Raw genomic sequence first — 16,498 nt, forward strand, 5'->3', positions numbered from 1 at the left:
AGGAAGTGAAAAGCAGATGTTTTTAGCATGGAGCGAAATCAAACGAAATAAATTGAGATTTTTATTGATCACTTCAATTTTATTGCTCGTATCCTTTTTAGTGTTTTTCTTATCAGGGCTCGCCGCAGGGCTGGCGAATATGAATAGGGAAGCAGTTGATAAATGGCATGCGCAAGCAGTTGTACTGACCGAAGAATCGGATAAAAGTCTTTATCAATCTTCATTGGATAAGGGAGAAGCTGACGGACTGGGTGCGAAGGAAACAGCAGTCATCGGTCAGATGGGCTCCATTGCGGATAATGGCAAGGTGAAGAAAAATGTCGTTCTATTTGGGATCGAGCCGGAAGGTTTCATTATGCCGAAAGTGAGCGAAGGGGAGGTAGCGTTTTCCGTAGAAAACGGCGTCATTGCGTCGGATGTATTGAAAGACGAGGGCTTTGCGATCGGCGACACGCTTGAATTGTCATCGTCCGATACGAAGCTTGAGATTATCGGATTCACCGATCAGGCACGTTTCAACGCAGCACCTGTACTGTATATCGACTTAGATGATTTACAGCATCTCAAGTTTGGAGATGCTGCAGAGATAAATGCCGATTTAGTCAACGCAATCGTTGTGAAAGACACCAATTGGAGCAAATTAAAAGTGCCAGAAGACTTGGAAATCATAGAAGTAGAAAATTTTATTAAAAATTTACCGGGCTATACCGAGCAGAACATGACGTTGACGTACATGATCTACTTCCTGTTCATCATCTCTGCTGCGATTGTGGCGATTTTCCTCTATGTGCTAACAGTGCAGAAGATCAGCATGTTCGGATTGATGAAAGCTCAAGGTATTTCGAGTGGCTATTTAGCGAAATCTGTTGTCGCGCAGACTTTTATACTGGCGACAATCGGTGTCGTGGTCGGATTCGGATTGACATGGCTTGCGGGAAGTTTCTTGCCGAGTGCGGTCCCTGTCCAATTTGATTTGCAGACGATGATCATTTACGGACTCATTTTGATCACAGTAGCGATCTTAGGTGCAGTCATATCGGTCTGGACGATCATTCGGATTGATCCGCTTGAAGCGATAGGAGGGTAAACGATGGTACTGGAACTACGAAATGCGAAAAAGACGTTTGGCGAAGGGAATACATTGGTCGAAGCGTTGAAAGAGACCAATTTCAAAGTGGAACGAGGCGAGTTGGTCGCGGTCATCGGGCCCTCCGGTTCTGGAAAAAGTACATTCCTGACTATAGCAGGCGGGCTGCAGGCACCAAGTGAGGGCCAAGTGATCATCAATGGCAATGAATTGTCGAAACTCAATGAAAAACAGCGCTCCAAAATTCGTCTGCAGGAAATTGGCTTCATTTTGCAGGCATCCAATTTGGTGCCGTTCCTGTCAGTCGATGAGCAACTTGAATTGCTGAATAAAGTGAAGAAAGGCAATATGCCAAATGATGAACGGCAACAGCTGTATAAAGACTTGGGTATTACGAAGTTGCGTAAGAGTTATCCTTCTGATTTGTCGGGCGGGGAACGGCAACGTGTTGCAATCGCCAAGGCGTTGTTCAGTAATCCAGCGATTATTTTAGCCGATGAGCCGACCGCTTCACTCGACTCAGATCGAGCATTCGAAGTGATGGAACTGCTGCAACACGAAACAAAATCGAAGCAGACAGCAACCATTGTCGTGACGCATGATATCCGGCTCATTAAGTATTTTGATAAAGTTTATCGAATGACAGACGGTGTGCTGGAATTGGATATGACCGCTTATGAATAACCGGAAATGCTCATAAACTATATTGCACCAATAAAAAAAGCTATGCATCCAGCACGGATGCATAGTTTTTTAGCGTTCGGCTTTATTCTCACGGTGGTATTCAGAAATTTGCACGACTCTTACATTGCTAGTGTCCAGTTCATGATATATTTCGCGGCTGTCAAAAAAAGCAACATACTGCCCGCGCTCGTCGTGGACTAGACTTTTTGCTTCTTCAAAGGAATCCAAATGAACAAATCGTCGAATGTAATGATCTTCGTCAAAAAAGTACGTAATTTTGAACTCTTTCATTTACCTGGCTCCTCTTTTTTTACTCGTCATCCCAATAAACCTGCCGCAATCTTCCGGGCTTCTGTGATATCTTTCGTGCCGTGGATTAGCATGCGGCCATCGCGAAATAAAACTAGTCGGTGGTCATTGTATTCACAAGATACCAAATAGGGATTATGCAATAAATTCGAGACCGTCTCGCGTATCGAGTCAGCAAATGGAGCGAGTTCCACTTGCCGGTTCTTAGGCCAAGTCAGCTGCACAGTGTCGCGTCCGCATAGCACGGCTGTTCGAACGACTTCGGAAGCTGATAAAAACGGATAGCTTGGCTGTGCTGAACAACTTGGACAACTAGATTTCTTCATGCTTTTGACTTCCATCGATGCACGTTCATCTGTCCATAAATCCGTGGATTCCAAGCGTGGATCCAATTCCGCTCCTGTTACATACTTCAGCAGCTGTGCAACTTGGCGTGCAGCAGTCGTCACGACAATCGGGCTGATTACGCCGACCGTGTCACAAGTCAAGGACTGTGGGGGTAACGCTTCGAGCAGACAATGCAAGCAAGGCTGTTCCTCGGCAACTCCGATAGGAAACGTCAATCCATAGCTCCCCACACAAGCGCCCATAAAAAAAGGAATATTTAATTGTAGACAAGCGTCATTTGCGAGTAATCGCGTTTCAATATTATCTGTGCCATCGAGCACCATGTCATGGTCTTCAAATAACTCCAGCACATTTTCTGGCGTCACATCTGCTACGACTCCTCGGATTTTCACATCACTGTTGATCTGGCGCAGTCGTCTTTCCGCAGCGGCGGCTTTCGGTAATTGCTCGACAACGTCTTGCTCAGCGTACAACTGCTGACGATGCAAATTGGACCATTCCAAAATATCGCGATCTACAATTGTTAATTCACCAACACCTGCTCGTACAAGCATTTCGGCTCCGGATGAACCAAGTGCCCCGGCACCGAGGACGAACACCTTGGCCCCCCGTATCCGCAGCTGGCCGTCCACTCCGATGGGTGCAAACAGCTCTTGGCGTGAATATTTGCTCATCAATTTGGCACAAGCCCCTCTAGCGGGCTGCTCGCGACGCCATAGTCTCTTACCGGCATGCGTCCTGCTTGATAGCCAAGATGTCCCGCTTCAATCGCTAATTTCATCGCTTCTGCCATTTTAACAGGGTCTGCAGCTTCGGAAACCGCTGTATTCAATAGCACGCCGTCCGCTCCAAGCTCCATTGCGTATGCCGCGTCTTTCGGTGAACCAATGCCCGCATCCACAATGACCGGTACATTTGATTGCTCGATAATTAGAGAAAGATTCAACGGATTCAAAATTCCATGACCTGAACCAATCGGTGCGGCGCCCGGCATGATGGCATGAACGCCTAATTCACAAAGTTTCCGTGCCAGCACCACATCATCCGACGTATAAGGCAGCACGATGAAACCTTCTTTAAGCAGCATTTCAGATGCACGCAACGTTTCCACTGGATCAGGCAACAAAGAACGGCTGCAGCCAATGATCTCAACCTTTACCATATCACATAATCCCGATGCTTTCGCCAGCTTAGCGATATGCACCGCTTCCTCCGCTGTGCTTGCGCCTGCTGTATTTGGCAATAATGTATAGTGCTCTAAATCCAGTTGCTCCAGGAAATTGGGCTGAGACTCTTCGAAAATGTTCATCCGTCTCACCGCAAATGTTAAGATTTCTGTCTCTGATACCGCAACTGCCTTTTTTTGAGTCTCAAATGAAGGATACTTCCCTGTGCCTAACAATAAACGTGAAGAAAACCTTTTATCTGCTATTTGTAACATCCTCATCCGCCTCCAACAAAATGTATGATTTCAATTTGATCTCTGTCCATAATTGGTGCATCGTAACTGTCCTTCTGCAGAATTTCCTTGTTCTTTTCGACGATCAAAATTCTGTCGCCAAGCTTCAAATGCTCCAGTAACTGCTGAACTGTTTCCACCTCAGGTACAACCGAATACGACTTACCGTTCAAATCAATTGTTTTGCTCAATGAACACCGCTCCTTTGCTATGAATCTCTTGCACGTGCATAATCTCTAACTGCGCTCACTGCGTCATGACTGCTGATGGGGGACAAGATTGCTGCACCTCTTACGCCGTGTCTTTTAAAAACCGGAAGATGAACTGGCCGGATTCCGCCAATTGCATAAACGGGAATCGTGCACGATGATGCAATCTTAAAAAGCTCATCCGTACCCCGCGGTGCCAAGCCATTTTTGGATGATGTCGGATAAATATGTCCATACAATAGCCAGTCTGCTCCCGCAGCTTGTGCTTCCCGTGCCTCTTCCAATGAATGGACGGAGGAACCTAATCTCAGCGACGGAAAAGCGGTACGTGCTTCCTTCACCGACATTCCATAGCCTGTCAGCTGACAGGGGACGGACAGCGAGTTCGCGAGGCCGGGCCGTGCGTGTACAATTAATTTATCCAATGGAAACCCTCTAGTAGAGAGACGTGAAACCAATTCGATCAGCTGTTCATCCGTCTTCGACTTTTCACGTAAGATAAATTCATCAATATAAGGCTCCGTCTTCAGCAACTTGAGCAGCAGTTCATCAACAGAATGACAATCATCCGTGACACCGACCAATTTCATTTCCAGTTCACCTCCAAATGAAAAAACCACTTCCCGAATCGGAAAGTGGTTGGATGTGTCGGCATGTATGAGAGTACGCCAAAACGACTTGCCACTTCCCTCCGCAGGTACGAACCTGTTCAGGTGATAAGGGTTTCAGAGTCGCACTCTTTTCTCAGTCCTTGTGAAGGATTCCCCTAATGGTCAAAAGATTATGATATTCACTTACAGCATAGCACTTACCAGATTGAAAGAAAAGAGGGATGTCAAATTTTCATCTCTTGCTTAATTTTATATAGCCATTATATGAGTAATAAAGAATCTAAATCGAAAATCTCTACAATCTTAGAACCGGTCTGGCGAATCCAGCCCCGTTCTTCGAATACGCTTAATTTACGACTGATTGTTTCGGGTGTCGTGCCAAGATGGGAAGCTAGATCTTTTCGGCTCATCGGCAGTCGGATGGTCAATTGTTGCTGTTCCTCTGATAGATCCGCCAAATACAACGCAAGTCGAGTTTCAGCAGATTCCATGGCGATTCGGGCGGCTCGCAGCTCTGTATCCGCGAGTCGGGAAGAGAATTCCGTAAGCATCCTCAATGAAATTGCAGGGTGAGATTGCAAAAGTTGCTGCATCTCGTCCCGTTGGATGATACACAGTTCAACGGCTTCCAAAGTTTCCGCATATACGTCATGAGGCTTTGCGTCGAACAAGGAAAGCTCGCCTGTGAATTCTCCTGGTTTCAGGATACGGACGAGTTGTTCCTTGCCATTCTCCGATAGACGATAGACCTTGACTCGTCCTTTATGCAATATATATAAACCTTCTGAGCGATCACCGCTATGGTAAATCATTTCACCGCGAGGGTAGCTTATGCTGCGTGCAAGCGCGACGATTTGATCCATTTGCTGCTTATCCAAGTGATTGAAAAGAGGGACGAGCGAAACGCAGGAACGGTGAAGATCGTTCGTGCTTAGGTCACAATGTGATCCTTGGTTCATCCGATATCACCTCACTTTGTTTTTGATTCGATGGCTTGTCGTTAGTATAACGTATTAATCGAATGGCGTTCAGGATCACCAGAAGTACGCTCACTTCATGGACGAGCATACCGGAAGCGAGGAATACTTTGCCGAGTAATACACCGAGCAACAGAAGGAATACGGTACCGACCGCAAAGAATGTATTCTGCTTCATGTTCTGTACAGTTGCTTTCGCTAAAGCATAGGCATGGGAGAATTGATCGAGCCGATCTGCCATCAAGACGATGTCCGCTGTCTCCATTGAAATATCTGTTCCGCCTTCTCCCATGGCGAGCCCAATATCCGCCGTTGCTATGGCGGGTGCATCGTTGATTCCGTCGCCTGCCATAGCAACTCGGTGACCTTGTTCTTTCAAACGCTGAACTGCCGCCACTTTATCTTCAGGCAATAATTCCGCATAGATTTCGTCAAGGCCAAGGTGTTCGCCAACTAGTTGGGCTGTATGTCGATTGTCGCCTGTCAGCATGATCATTTGCTTGATGCCATTTTTCCGCAATTTGGCCAACGCTTCGGCAGCTTCCGGACGAATTTGATCGGCGACAGAGGTGATTCCTGTTATTTCCCGGGAAATACTGACGAAAATTGCCGTATTTCCAGCTTTCTCACGTTGTGATGCATAGTCTTCCATTTCAGAAGGAATCGGGATCTTTTGGTCTTCCATTAGTTTGCGATTGCCAACTGCGAGATGCTTTCCTTCTACTGTAGCCATTATTCCATTTCCTTTAACCACTTCAGCGTCTTCCGGTTGATTGGACAAATGAATCGCACGTTTCTTCGCTTCTTTAACGATAGTCCGGCCTAGATGGTGTTCTGAAATCATTTCGGCTTCGGCTGTGAGACGCAGTAACTCTTCTTTCTCTATACCTAATCCGTAGACATCAGTTACTTCAGGTCGCCCTCTTGTCAATGTACCTGTTTTATCAAAGACGATCGTATCAATTTTCGCTAGCTGTTCCATTACCTCACCGCCTTTTATCAAGACACCGTTTCGGGCTCCGTTGCCAATTCCTGCAACGATCGAAACCGGTGCGGAAATGACGAGGGCTCCAGGGCAAGCGATGACGAGGAAAGTTAACGTCATTTCGATGTTCCGTGTTAAAAGATAAACGAGCACGGACAAGAGCACAATGGAAGGCGTATAGATAGTAGCAAAACGCTCGAGAAACTTTTCGGTTTTCGATTTGGATTCCTGCGCTTCTTCCACTAATTCAATAATGCGGGCGAAAGTCGTATCATTACCAACTCTTACGGCAATCACTTCTACATAACCATGTTCCACTAGTGTACCGCTGAATACTTGATCATCCAGCATTTTGCTGGCGGGAACCGATTCACCTGTGATAGCTGCTTCATTTAGTGTGGCGTTCCCCGAAATAATTGGACCATCCACAGGAACTTTTTCTCCTGATCGAACGATGACCTGATCGCCGATTTCAACATTGTCTACTGAAACGGTCAATATTTCACCATCACGCATGACGCGTGCTTCTAGTGGAGCTAAGTCGGTAAGAGCTTTCAGGGAAGAGCGAGTCTTTTCCATTGTTCGTATTTCCAGCATCGCCCCGAATAAAAATAGAAACGTGACGACCGCAGATTCTACATATTCTCCAATGAATAATGCACCGACAACCGCAATCGTGACAAGTAATTCTATGCTGAACGCTTTCATCCGGATAGCTTTAAAAGCCTTGATCGTGATTGGAGTCCCGGCTATCAAAGTAGAAGTAACCAACGTGATTTGGCGTGCATCATGCCACCCGGCGATATGCATGATGATCGCGGCTGCTAAGAGAATAGCAGAGATGGCAGTGACGCGTACCGTTTGTTTGGCATTCATGTGAGTTCCTCCTTTTTAAGCAACTTTTAGGTTGAGTACTGGATAACCAAGCTTTTCGATGAGTTCTTGCAAGTCATTCGCAGCTACGATGGCTTCGTCAAACTCAACGCGTACTTTGTTTGAGTGGAATAATACTTTTACTTTTTGAACCCCATTTGCTCGGGCTAAGGCACCTTCAATTTTCTTGACACATGACGGACAGCTGAATGGCTCCATTTGAAATACTGCTTTTTTCATTGTTCTCATCCTTTTCGTTTGTATTTGTTAACTTAAGTATAGAGGGGATTTGTATTTTGCACCTTGACCTCCATCAAGTTTTCTGTAATCTATCCTTTTTCTTCAGAGCAAAGTGCATTATACTTAAAAAGTAGAACAATAATTACGAAATGAGGAGAATCGTTCGTATGAAACTAACTTATTCTGGTAAAACGAAAGATGTTTATCAATTGGAAGACGGTCATGTGCTATTAAAATTCAAGGATGATGTGACAGGGGAAGATGGTGTATTCGATCCTGGCGCCAATACAGTCGGATTAACGATAGAAGGTGCAGGGAAATCGGGTCTTCGCATGACGCAGTATTTTTTCGAAAAATTGGCGGAGCAGCAAGTGCCGACACATTATATCGATGCAGATTTAGATAAAGTAACAATGACGGTCAAGCCTGCAACAGTCTTCGGCAGCGGTCTGGAAGTAATTTGCCGATTTCGCGCAGTCGGAAGTTTCTTGCGGAGATATGGTAAGTATTGTAAAGAAGGACAGGCACTCGATGCCTTCGTGGAAGTAACATTAAAAGACGATGAACGACAAGATCCGCCGATTTCGAAAGACGCATTGGCCCAGCTAGGAATCCTAACGCGTGATGAATACGATATCTTGGAAGAGTTGACGAAAAAAATCTCTGAACTGGTCAAGTTTGAAATGACACAAAAAGGTTTGGATCTCTATGATATTAAGCTGGAATTTGGACGTGATTCTGAAGGAAACATCATGTTGATCGACGAAATTTCAGGTGGGAATATGCGCGTTTATCAAGGGGATAAGTATGTAGAACCAATGGAGTTGGAAACGATTTTATTTTCATAACATGAAGCCGGAAACGAAAAAAGTTTCCGGCTTTTTTAATTCGTGCTGAGGCTATACGCTGTTTGACTTGATGACGCTTTACTTTTTCATTAAACAAATAAAATGATATATATACTGTTGACAACGTTTTCATAGTTTCCTATAATAGCAACCAGTGTCAGAGGAGACACATTGTTTGCTTCTTCACCGACGTTTTTGTACACAAGAACCGTGGTTGGATGAATGCGTATGGCAGTAAATTCAAGATAATGAAAGTGTCTTTCATATCAGCGAATAATTGATAATATTAGCTGTTTTTCATGAACAAAAGCTCCCTGCTTTTGTAAAGGCGCTCTTTTTTGCTCTTCATACCGCAAGGCAGAAAGTTAGCACCCAAGTAGCCAGCACCAATCTCCATTTGGCTTTTCTACGTTAGTATCCTTGCTAAATCCACAAGATTCCTTAGAGAGAATCTGCCGAGTACTCGTGCTCGGTCATTAAAAAAACCTCACGATAATGACGATTCAATGACTTTAGTTTGATGTGACCACGTTGTCGGGTAAGAAGTAAACATGCATCCAGAGAGTTTCAGAGAATGAACATTTGTCTATTATGACAAATGACTAGACTTGGAGGAAAAATGTTTGCAGAAACCTCACATGTATTCGATTGCAGGGTACGATCCGAATGATCCTTACATCTTTCGCACCCCCACTCTAGATGACGGTAAGTCAATTTGGAAACTTGTCAAAGATACCCAAGTCCTAGATTTGAATTCTTCGTACAGTTATTTACTGTGGGCAGATCAATTCAGCGACACCAGTATCTTAGTGGAAGATCACGGGAAAATAGTAGGCTTTATATCGGGTTTCATTCAGCCGAAAGCGCAAGATACGTTATTTATCTGGCAAGTAGCGGTCGACGAATCAGCACGCGGCCAACGTTTGGCTTCCCGCATGCTGCAAGCCATTTTGCAGAGCCAATCATGTCGGAATATTCGGTACTTGGAAGCCACTGTAACGCCATCTAACATTCCGTCAACTAAGCTTTTCAAAGGTTTGGCACGTGATTTACAGACTGAGTGCACAATCACCGATGGCTACACGGAAGATCAATTTCCAAGGGAAGGACACGAAGCAGAAGAGTTGTTTCGCATTGGGCCATTCTGATGAAGGGGTCGACTGTCGTAACTTGACACGGAAAATACAGAAATACAACGGAGGAATTAATTAACAATGGTACTGACAAAAAGTCAGAAGGTAATGGAAGTCTTTGAAAATCATGAGTCGCAAGTGAGAAGTTACAGCAGAAGTTTCCCGACAGTATTCGAACGAGCAAAAGGCTATAAGATGTGGGACACGGAAGGCAAGGAATATATCGATTTCTTTGCCGGCGCCGGTGCTTTGAACTACGGCCATAACAACGACAAAATGAAGGAAAAGTTGATCGAGTACATCCAAGACGACGGAATTGCACATAGTCTGGATATGGGGACGACGGTCCGAAAAGAATTTCTTGAACGATTTAACGAAGTGATCTTGAAGCCGAGAAACATGGACTATAAAGTGATGTTTCCTGGACCTACTGGGACGAATACAGTGGAAAGCGCATTGAAGATCGCCCGCAAAGTGACAGGACGCCAAAATATCATCAGCTTTACGAATGGCTTTCACGGCATGACGCTTGGTGCATTGTCTGTTACAGGCAATTCATATAACCGCGGCGGGGCTGGAGTACCGTTGAACAATACGACATCCATGCCATTCGATACGTTTTTGGAGGAAGGTCAATCATTAAATTTCCTTAAAAAGTATTTAGCTGACGCGAGCAGTGGTTTAGATTTACCGGCTGCAATGATTTTGGAAACGGTCCAAGGAGAAGGCGGCATCAATCCTGCAAGCTTCGAGTGGTTGCGCGAAATTGAACGTCTCTGCCGCAATTACGATATCTTACTGATCGTTGACGATGTGCAAGCGGGGTGCGGCCGAACTGGTACGTTCTTCAGCTTTGAACCAGCCGGCGTCAAACCGGATATTGTCTGCCTGTCCAAATCCATCGGCGGCTATGGCCTGCCGTTAGCCTTGACACTAATCAAACCTCAATACGATATGTTTGGTCCAGCTGAGCATAACGGAACATTCCGCGGCAACAACTTGGCGATTTTGGCAGCGACAGAAGCGCTGTCGTATTGGGAAACAGATGAATTCGCTAAATCGGTACAAGAAAAATCCAAGCTCATCACAAAGCGTATGGAGACGATTGTCGAAGAGTATCCGCAGCTAAAAGCAACGACGCGCGGCCGCGGTTTCATGCAGGGAATCGTCTGTGGTGAGGGCAAGGAAGATTATGCAGATAAGATTTGTGCAAAAGCTTTTGAAAAGGGCCTGATTATCGAGACATCCGGGCCTGAAGGGGAAGTCGTCAAATTCCTCGGTTCATTGATCATCGATGAAAAGGGAATCCAACAAGGTTTTGATATTTTAGAAGAAGCGATTGAAGATGTCGTTAAGAATTAAGGGGGATTTATAGTGATTGTACGTACATTGGATGAAATTATTGGCAGTGAAAACGAAACAAAAGCAAAAACGTGGGCAAGCCGTCGTTTTTTGCTACAGAAAGACAATATGGGCTTTTCATTCCACGAAACGATTATTTATGCTGGTACAGAAACACATATCCATTATCAAAACCACTTGGAAGCAGTCTACTGCGTGGCGGGAGATGGAGAGATAGAAACGACAGCGGATGGGAAGGTTTATCCGATTAAAAATGGCACGATGTATGCACTGAATGAAAATGATGAGCATTACTTGAGGGGCGGTCAGGAAGACATGCGTTTGATCTGCGTTTTCAACCCGCCGCTCGTTGGAACGGAGACACATGATGAGAATGGCGTGTATCCGTTGTTGACAGACTGAGATGAAGCTTCAAAGCAGGGGATCGACCTTGCTTTGAAGTTTTTTGTTTTCATTAGAGTGATGAGAATACTATGGACCATGCCAACCAGCGTCTGCAACGCACCAAACCCATATTCATTGATAATATACCAGTACATTGAATAGTTCGCAGTGAATTGGCAAGAATGGTGAATAGCATGAACAAGGAGGCAACAACTATGTGGAAGTTATCGGGTGCAGTAGTGGCTGCTGTTTTGTTGACAGCTGGCTGTAGTTGGACTAAGGAAAAAGTTCAGGTGAGCGGAGATGAGGCTACCGTGAATCAAGGGGATACGTCAGAGCCTCAAATCATCACGCCAATCATCAACACGGATGGCGAGGAGATTGGGGAGGCGAAATTGACAGCGGATAACGGTGGCGTGTCCATCGAGGTGAAAGCATCTGGCCTGACGCCGGGGGAGCATGGTATCCACATTCACGAGCATGGTGTTTGTACGGCGCCTGACTTTAAAGCGTCAGCTGGCGGACACTTCAATCCGACCGGCAAGGAGCATGGCTTCGACAATCCAAAAGGGTATCATCTTGGAGATTTACGTAATCTAGAGGTCGACGAAAAAGGTGAGGTCTATGCCCAGATGGCAACCGATCAAGTGACTCTTGAAAAAGGGCAGGAGAATTCATTGCTTGATAATGACGGAACAGCGCTTGTCATCCATGAAGGTGCGGACGATTATAAGACAGATCCAGCAGGAGATTCCGGGAAACCGATTGCTTGTGCAGAAATCACGATGAATCAGTTAAAATAATTTAAGGTAACGGCTTCTCTTGAGTGACGGGGAGCCGTTTATTTTTATGCAATAAAAAAGACGCTCCGCATAAAAGGAGCGCCTACAACTTATCGAACAATCGCAATGATGCCTTCGTCGTCATCCAGCTTTAACTGAATGCCGGCTGCCATCGGATCCATGTCGAGATACTGTTCAACCCAAAGACGAAGTGCTTCCACGAGTCGCGTCGTATTCAACTGATGTACGTTGCCGTTGAGCTCTGCTTCTGCCGAGAAACCTTCGTCGTCATCGTAAGCCAACTCCACTTCCACGTCGTCAGGCATCGCACGTGCTTCTTTCGCGATCAATACACAAACGGCATTTGCCACGTCTTGTTCATAAATTATCTGTTGTTCCATTGATTCATTTCCTCATTTCGCTTACGTTCCTTCTCTTTGAAGATCGCGAAAATCTTTCGTACCATGAAGATGATGAAGACAATCGCTAGAACATTAATCATCAATCCGAGGATTGAACCGAGCATACCCATATTCGCAAATAAGCTACCGAATAAAAGACCAGCCAATCCGCCGAGCATTAAGCCTTTCATCAAGCCGCCGCCCGTACCAGGTTTTTTGCTGGCAGCTGCTTTGTTGTTGCTTTGGTTCGTATTATCTTGTTTCTTTTCAGCTTTATTCGGTTGCACGCGATTCGGTGTGCTGAAGCTTTTCTTTCCGGATTTATAGCCACGTGCCTCCGCTGTGATCTCGTCTTGGAAAACGATGTTCCCGATCGGCGACAAAATTAACGTCGCGGCCAAGAAAAGTGCTGCAAGTTTTTTCAATTCGTATTCTCCTTTAATGCTTAGTCAGGACTCCCTAAAGTTCGTAGGCCTTCCTTCTATTTTAATAGATAATGCTGCGTAATGAAAGGAAACCCACTCATTTAGCGAAGAAATTTTCCGTATAATATGGCTGTTCCTTGTCATTGAAATCCACGCCGATCCCTAAAAACTGATAGTCGCGAATCAATATATTATCCCGGTGCCCTTTTGAGTTCATCAGTCCCTCATGTGCAAAGATGCTGCTTGATTGGCCATACGCAAGGTTCTCCCCAGCACTGACGAACTTCACCCCCTCTTTTTTCATCCGATCGAATGGGGATTCGCCGTGTAAATTTTCATGGCTGAAATAATCATGCACAGCCATGTCCATACTATGTTTACGTGCAGCCACAGCTGCCTTGTCGTCCCACGTAAGGATCGAGCGGCCGTGACGCACTCTCGCCGCATTCGTTAAGTCGAAGAGCTGGATTTCAAAACCTTTACGCATGGCATCGTTCTGCGGTGCATACAAAGCGGTTTTCCGTTGCTCTAGTTGGTCCGAGATGAGCTGGACGGCCGTTACTGTATTGTTTTGATGCAAATCATAAAAGACGTATATATAGACGCCATCCGAATGGAAAATATCCATTCCTTCATCATCTTGCAGCTTATAGATATTCGTGCCTTTGCGAATTTCGGTGATCGGCTCTCCATTAACAGCACGGACATCCGCTTTCGCTGCACCGTATTCGATTCCTAATGATGAAGAAATCAACCGGTCATTTGTATAGACCGCATTCACACGCCGCTTTATGTCATAAGACAGCATGACAAAGTTCTGATAATCCTGATGAAAGGTCAGCCATTCGGTACCGTATTCATTGACCGACTTGCGCATTGGTTCACCGAGCTTTGATTTCACTTCGGCTTCCGGCATGCCAATTTCGATATTGTGTATGGATATCAAACTTTGCGTCGGTGTTTCAAGCGCTGGTTGAGCAACTTCATCAGGAACCCGTGATTCTGCGGTTTTATTTGAAATGAACGAGACAACTTTTGCAATCGATTGTTTTGTATAATCAAGCACAGATCCAATCAATTCTTCATCGAGCACCGTTTCCACACGTGCGTCCAGCGGGTCTAGAAACGATAAGTCCACGTATTTGGATACAGGGCCTTCCCATAACGGCTTGGCCGCGTATAAAATTACGATGAGAAATAGTAACTGAAAAAGGCGTTTAAACATGTGACACCCACTCCTCTCATCCATTGTACTCTTTTTCTATCGTGGCAATACAGCGGAAACTATCGAATTGTTGAAATTTATCCGCCAGGAAAGTCGGAAAAAGGGTATACTAAAAAGAATGGAAAGTCTGGAAGGGGTGGATGGCATGTTCGGCGGTGTAAGCAGTGTACCTTCCTGGTTTTATATAGTCGCATTTGCAGTCGTGTTATTACTAGTCCTGTTTATCGAATGGAAAACGAGATAACGATAGAATTTAAGAAGAAAGAAGGAAAAGCATGTTAACATTTGAAGAGAAACAACAGATTATAGAGGGATTTCCCGAACTTGTGAAAAAAGAAGTATCAATGAAGCGTTTAAACTATCATTATGAAGAGTCACTTTTTGATAAAACGGTCGTCGTGCAACATTTGCACCCGAACGGAAATGGCTTCGTCTACGTGGCGGATGTCAAAGGATATGAGCCGGATGAACGCGGCCTCGTCAATATCCGGGAGTTTTCTGCGGATGAATTGCGGACAGTAATCCAAGCAGCGATCGAAGGGCTGGCTACAGAAGCGGTCGAAGAAGAAATGCTTGAGGAAGTTTGGCAAAATGCAGCAGGACAGACATTGACACTTCTCGAAGAAGATGACTTTTTCAACGTCTATCATGGCTATAACTTGGAAGAGGGCTTTGGTGATTACGCGGAAGCGGCCGGCTATCTGAAAGAAGAAGGTTTTTCAGTCAAAACGAAATGAAGGCACTAGGAGTGAAATCAAATGAAAGGTAAAACAGTTGCAATCGGTCTAATTATTTTTGTTATTGTGGTAGTGGGGGCTGTGTATTTTATGGTACAAGCAACCTTCAAAAACAATCCAACACAAAAAAATCATCAATCGGTCGAAAACCAGTCGTATATAGAACCAGGAACATTTGGCTGGCAATTAAAATAAAAAGACAGCAGTACTCGGTGATCAACCGAGTACTGCTGTTTTTTTGTTGGAACCTTGTGTGGAATTCATGAATTTAATTTTCCTTTACGAAGCATGAGGTGTAAAAGATGTTTGACAGATTATACATCTTATTTTATACTGGTGTCAAATAAGTTTTACACCAACTAGAAATTAAGGGTGCTGTTTTTATGGAAAATAAAATAAAAGAATATCGTGAAAAAAAGGGGATTTCTCAAGGAGGTTTAGCAGATCTATGTAATGTGAGCAGGCAAACGATTAATGCAATTGAGAATAACAAATATGATCCCAGCTTACAATTAGCTTTTAATCTTGCGAAGACTTTAGGTGTTACAGTCGATGATTTATTTTTGAGTGAAGGGGAGATTGAAAAATGAAAACTCGAAAATTAGGCGCCATTATAATTGGAACTGCTACTTTGATTGTGGTCGGCTATTCCATTTTTAAATTTATTACCGAGAGAGAGTTTGGGTTCAATGAAGTGATAACAATCGGGGCGTTGTTGATGATGTTTTTCTCTGCAATTACTTGGGGGAATAAAGAAGAGAAAGACGGAATATTGCCAGAGGAAGAGCTTGGGCAAATGATTATGGAGAAAAGTTCAAAAGTAAGTTATTTTGTTCTAGTATTCTTTATTTTGATAGCCGTGGCTGCCGATAAAATGGTAAATGGTACAGTGAATATTTTTCTATTAGGTATTTTAGGTTTAGCGATGGTGATCTTGCCGTTTGTTGAATTTTTGATCGCCAAAAAATACCAATGAGTCTGTTAATTTATGGATAACTTCATTTGATTCTCATAGTTTTGTATTTAAATGCTTATCCATATAAAAAAATTTTTGTTTTACTAAAATTGCAAATATATTAAAATGTATTGACTTTTCTAATCACTCTTTGCTAAGTTATTATGTATACATAATAATCAGTGACGAGAAAGAGTAAGAGAAGAACCCTGTTCTCCAGAGAGTCGGCGTTTGGTGAAAGTCGATGGGCAGATCTTATCCGAAAATCATCTCCGAGATGCAAAGTTGAAAATAGTAAACTTTGACGGTTTTCCACCGTTAAATGGAGCGCGTATGATAGTACGCTGACTGAGAGTCGGATTGTTTCTTTTTAATGAAACGTGCGGAATATGGGTGGTATCGCGAGCATAAACTCGTCCCTATTTAGGGGCGGGTTTTTTTATGTGAAAAATAGAGGAGCGGTG

Annotated in this window: 23 protein-coding genes, 1 riboswitch and 1 other annotated feature; of the genes, 12 read left to right on the plus strand and 11 right to left on the minus strand. The window is 44.3% G+C overall.

Features of this window, described 5'->3' with window-relative positions; all coding sequences use genetic code 11:
• Positions 1-16: 16 nt before the first annotated feature.
• Both MKY93_RS01425 and MKY93_RS01430 read left to right on the plus strand, forming a co-directional pair.
• Positions 17-1,087 carry an ABC transporter permease gene (locus tag MKY93_RS01425; protein ID WP_340757991.1) on the plus strand — a complete coding sequence of 357 codons (1,071 nt, stop codon included), beginning with the start codon at positions 17-19 and terminating at the stop codon, positions 1,085-1,087.
• Between the two features lie 3 nt (positions 1,088-1,090).
• Complete coding sequence (locus MKY93_RS01430; protein ID WP_009766488.1) at positions 1,091-1,771, plus strand: ABC transporter ATP-binding protein; 681 nt, start codon at positions 1,091-1,093, stop codon at positions 1,769-1,771.
• Between the two features lie 69 nt (positions 1,772-1,840).
• Here the strand turns inward: MKY93_RS01430 and MKY93_RS01435 are convergent, their stop codons facing one another.
• The 8 genes from MKY93_RS01435 to MKY93_RS01470 form a co-directional block, all read right to left on the minus strand.
• Positions 1,841-2,062, minus strand: a complete 222-nt coding sequence (locus tag MKY93_RS01435) for a hypothetical protein (protein WP_009766487.1) — start codon at positions 2,060-2,062, stop codon at positions 1,841-1,843.
• 26 nt (positions 2,063-2,088) lie between these two features.
• Positions 2,089-3,105: a ThiF family adenylyltransferase gene (locus MKY93_RS01440; RefSeq protein WP_340757994.1), complete on the minus strand. Its 1,017-nt coding sequence runs from the start codon at positions 3,103-3,105 to the stop codon at positions 2,089-2,091.
• Positions 3,102-3,875, minus strand: a complete 774-nt coding sequence (locus MKY93_RS01445) for a thiazole synthase (protein WP_340757996.1) — start codon at positions 3,873-3,875, stop codon at positions 3,102-3,104. Before MKY93_RS01445 ends, MKY93_RS01440 begins: the two co-directional genes overlap by 4 nt.
• A complete protein-coding gene (gene thiS, locus MKY93_RS01450; RefSeq protein ID WP_445683472.1) occupies positions 3,872-4,078 on the minus strand; it encodes a sulfur carrier protein ThiS in 207 nt (68 codons plus the stop codon). Before thiS ends, MKY93_RS01445 begins: the two co-directional genes overlap by 4 nt.
• A gap of 17 nt (positions 4,079-4,095) precedes the next feature.
• Complete coding sequence (locus MKY93_RS01455) at positions 4,096-4,686, minus strand: thiamine phosphate synthase (RefSeq protein WP_340757998.1); 591 nt, start codon at positions 4,684-4,686, stop codon at positions 4,096-4,098.
• Between the two features lie 79 nt (positions 4,687-4,765).
• Positions 4,766-4,874: riboswitch (TPP riboswitch) on the minus strand.
• 93 nt (positions 4,875-4,967) lie between these two features.
• Entirely contained in the window at positions 4,968-5,666 is a 699-nt protein-coding gene (locus MKY93_RS01460) for a Crp/Fnr family transcriptional regulator (RefSeq protein ID WP_340758000.1), read from the minus strand.
• Complete coding sequence (locus MKY93_RS01465; RefSeq protein WP_340758002.1) at positions 5,644-7,545, minus strand: heavy metal translocating P-type ATPase; 1,902 nt, start codon at positions 7,543-7,545, stop codon at positions 5,644-5,646. Before MKY93_RS01465 ends, MKY93_RS01460 begins: the two co-directional genes overlap by 23 nt.
• Positions 7,546-7,560: 15 nt before the next feature.
• Positions 7,561-7,782 (minus strand): heavy-metal-associated domain-containing protein, encoded by a 222-nt coding sequence (locus MKY93_RS01470; RefSeq protein ID WP_221837770.1) that lies wholly within the window; start codon positions 7,780-7,782, stop codon positions 7,561-7,563.
• Between the two features lie 167 nt (positions 7,783-7,949).
• On the opposite strand from MKY93_RS01470, the gene MKY93_RS01475 reads away from it, so the two are divergent.
• From MKY93_RS01475 to MKY93_RS01495, 5 genes are all read left to right on the plus strand, one after another.
• The gene (locus tag MKY93_RS01475) at positions 7,950-8,630 is read left to right on the plus strand and encodes a phosphoribosylaminoimidazolesuccinocarboxamide synthase (protein ID WP_340758005.1); all 681 of its coding nucleotides are present in this window, start codon (positions 7,950-7,952) and stop codon (positions 8,628-8,630) included.
• A gap of 623 nt (positions 8,631-9,253) precedes the next feature.
• Positions 9,254-9,778 carry a diaminobutyrate acetyltransferase gene (ectA, locus tag MKY93_RS01480; protein WP_009766478.1) on the plus strand — a complete coding sequence of 175 codons (525 nt, stop codon included), beginning with the start codon at positions 9,254-9,256 and terminating at the stop codon, positions 9,776-9,778.
• 66 nt (positions 9,779-9,844) lie between these two features.
• Positions 9,845-11,125, plus strand: a complete 1,281-nt coding sequence (ectB, locus tag MKY93_RS01485) for a diaminobutyrate--2-oxoglutarate transaminase (RefSeq protein ID WP_009766477.1) — start codon at positions 9,845-9,847, stop codon at positions 11,123-11,125.
• Between the two features lie 12 nt (positions 11,126-11,137).
• Positions 11,138-11,527, plus strand: a complete 390-nt coding sequence (locus MKY93_RS01490; RefSeq protein WP_009766476.1) for an ectoine synthase — start codon at positions 11,138-11,140, stop codon at positions 11,525-11,527.
• Positions 11,528-11,724: 197 nt separating this feature from the next.
• Complete coding sequence (locus MKY93_RS01495; RefSeq protein WP_245799484.1) at positions 11,725-12,312, plus strand: superoxide dismutase family protein; 588 nt, start codon at positions 11,725-11,727, stop codon at positions 12,310-12,312.
• A gap of 89 nt (positions 12,313-12,401) precedes the next feature.
• Here the strand turns inward: MKY93_RS01495 and MKY93_RS01500 are convergent, their stop codons facing one another.
• The 3 genes from MKY93_RS01500 to MKY93_RS01510 all read right to left on the minus strand — a co-directional run bounded on the left by MKY93_RS01500 (position 12,402) and on the right by MKY93_RS01510 (position 14,342).
• On the minus strand, positions 12,402-12,692 hold the full coding sequence (locus tag MKY93_RS01500) for a DUF2653 family protein (RefSeq protein WP_009766474.1): 291 nt from the start codon (positions 12,690-12,692) through the stop codon (positions 12,402-12,404).
• On the minus strand, positions 12,677-13,117 hold the full coding sequence (locus tag MKY93_RS01505) for a hypothetical protein (RefSeq protein ID WP_340758010.1): 441 nt from the start codon (positions 13,115-13,117) through the stop codon (positions 12,677-12,679). The genes MKY93_RS01500 and MKY93_RS01505 overlap by 16 nt, the downstream gene beginning before the upstream one ends.
• 97 nt (positions 13,118-13,214) lie before the next feature.
• Positions 13,215-14,342 carry a CAP domain-containing protein gene (locus tag MKY93_RS01510; RefSeq protein ID WP_340758012.1) on the minus strand — a complete coding sequence of 376 codons (1,128 nt, stop codon included), beginning with the start codon at positions 14,340-14,342 and terminating at the stop codon, positions 13,215-13,217.
• Positions 14,343-14,460: 118 nt separating this feature from the next.
• Here MKY93_RS01510 and MKY93_RS01515 point away from each other — a divergent pair, with 118 nt between their 5' ends.
• From MKY93_RS01515 to MKY93_RS01535, 5 genes are all read left to right on the plus strand, one after another.
• On the plus strand, positions 14,461-14,586 hold the full coding sequence (locus tag MKY93_RS01515) for a hypothetical protein (protein ID WP_281250655.1): 126 nt from the start codon (positions 14,461-14,463) through the stop codon (positions 14,584-14,586).
• 31 nt (positions 14,587-14,617) lie between these two features.
• On the plus strand, positions 14,618-15,079 hold the full coding sequence (locus tag MKY93_RS01520; protein WP_078817558.1) for a hypothetical protein: 462 nt from the start codon (positions 14,618-14,620) through the stop codon (positions 15,077-15,079).
• A 21-nt stretch (positions 15,080-15,100) separates the two neighbouring features.
• Positions 15,101-15,274 carry a hypothetical protein gene (locus MKY93_RS01525; RefSeq protein WP_340758016.1) on the plus strand — a complete coding sequence of 58 codons (174 nt, stop codon included), beginning with the start codon at positions 15,101-15,103 and terminating at the stop codon, positions 15,272-15,274.
• Positions 15,275-15,462: 188 nt separating this feature from the next.
• On the plus strand, positions 15,463-15,669 hold the full coding sequence (locus MKY93_RS01530; RefSeq protein WP_078817557.1) for a helix-turn-helix transcriptional regulator: 207 nt from the start codon (positions 15,463-15,465) through the stop codon (positions 15,667-15,669).
• A complete protein-coding gene (locus MKY93_RS01535) occupies positions 15,666-16,055 on the plus strand; it encodes a hypothetical protein (RefSeq protein WP_009766467.1) in 390 nt (129 codons plus the stop codon). The genes MKY93_RS01530 and MKY93_RS01535 overlap by 4 nt, the downstream gene beginning before the upstream one ends.
• 152 nt (positions 16,056-16,207) lie before the next feature.
• Positions 16,208-16,458 (plus strand) — a binding site (T-box leader).
• The last annotated feature ends 40 nt before the right edge of the window (positions 16,459-16,498 follow it).

The organism is Sporosarcina sp. FSL W7-1283, assembly GCF_038003105.1.
Classification (GTDB): Bacteria; Bacillota; Bacilli; order Bacillales_A; family Planococcaceae; genus Sporosarcina; species Sporosarcina newyorkensis.

Coding starts and splice junctions, on each gene's coding strand:
- MKY93_RS01425 (WP_340757991.1), top strand. CDS start 17: ATGTTTTTAGCATGGAGCGAAATCAAACGAAATAAATTGAGATTTTTA.
- MKY93_RS01430 (WP_009766488.1), top strand. CDS start 1,091: ATGGTACTGGAACTACGAAATGCGAAAAAGACGTTTGGCGAAGGGAAT.
- MKY93_RS01435 (WP_009766487.1), bottom strand. CDS start 2,062: ATGAAAGAGTTCAAAATTACGTACTTTTTTGACGAAGATCATTACATT.
- MKY93_RS01445 (WP_340757996.1), bottom strand. CDS start 3,875: ATGAGGATGTTACAAATAGCAGATAAAAGGTTTTCTTCACGTTTATTG.
- MKY93_RS01455 (WP_340757998.1), bottom strand. CDS start 4,686: ATGAAATTGGTCGGTGTCACGGATGATTGTCATTCTGTTGATGAACTG.
- MKY93_RS01460 (WP_340758000.1), bottom strand. CDS start 5,666: ATGAACCAAGGATCACATTGTGACCTAAGCACGAACGATCTTCACCGT.
- MKY93_RS01465 (WP_340758002.1), bottom strand. CDS start 7,545: ATGAATGCCAAACAAACGGTACGCGTCACTGCCATCTCTGCTATTCTC.
- MKY93_RS01470 (WP_221837770.1), bottom strand. CDS start 7,782: ATGAAAAAAGCAGTATTTCAAATGGAGCCATTCAGCTGTCCGTCATGT.
- MKY93_RS01475 (WP_340758005.1), top strand. CDS start 7,950: ATGAAACTAACTTATTCTGGTAAAACGAAAGATGTTTATCAATTGGAA.
- ectB (WP_009766477.1), top strand. CDS start 9,845: ATGGTACTGACAAAAAGTCAGAAGGTAATGGAAGTCTTTGAAAATCAT.
- MKY93_RS01495 (WP_245799484.1), top strand. CDS start 11,725: ATGTGGAAGTTATCGGGTGCAGTAGTGGCTGCTGTTTTGTTGACAGCT.
- MKY93_RS01500 (WP_009766474.1), bottom strand. CDS start 12,692: ATGGAACAACAGATAATTTATGAACAAGACGTGGCAAATGCCGTTTGT.
- MKY93_RS01510 (WP_340758012.1), bottom strand. CDS start 14,342: ATGTTTAAACGCCTTTTTCAGTTACTATTTCTCATCGTAATTTTATAC.
- MKY93_RS01515 (WP_281250655.1), top strand. CDS start 14,461: ATGGAAAGTCTGGAAGGGGTGGATGGCATGTTCGGCGGTGTAAGCAGT.
- MKY93_RS01520 (WP_078817558.1), top strand. CDS start 14,618: ATGTTAACATTTGAAGAGAAACAACAGATTATAGAGGGATTTCCCGAA.
- MKY93_RS01525 (WP_340758016.1), top strand. CDS start 15,101: ATGAAAGGTAAAACAGTTGCAATCGGTCTAATTATTTTTGTTATTGTG.
- MKY93_RS01530 (WP_078817557.1), top strand. CDS start 15,463: ATGGAAAATAAAATAAAAGAATATCGTGAAAAAAAGGGGATTTCTCAA.
- MKY93_RS01535 (WP_009766467.1), top strand. CDS start 15,666: ATGAAAACTCGAAAATTAGGCGCCATTATAATTGGAACTGCTACTTTG.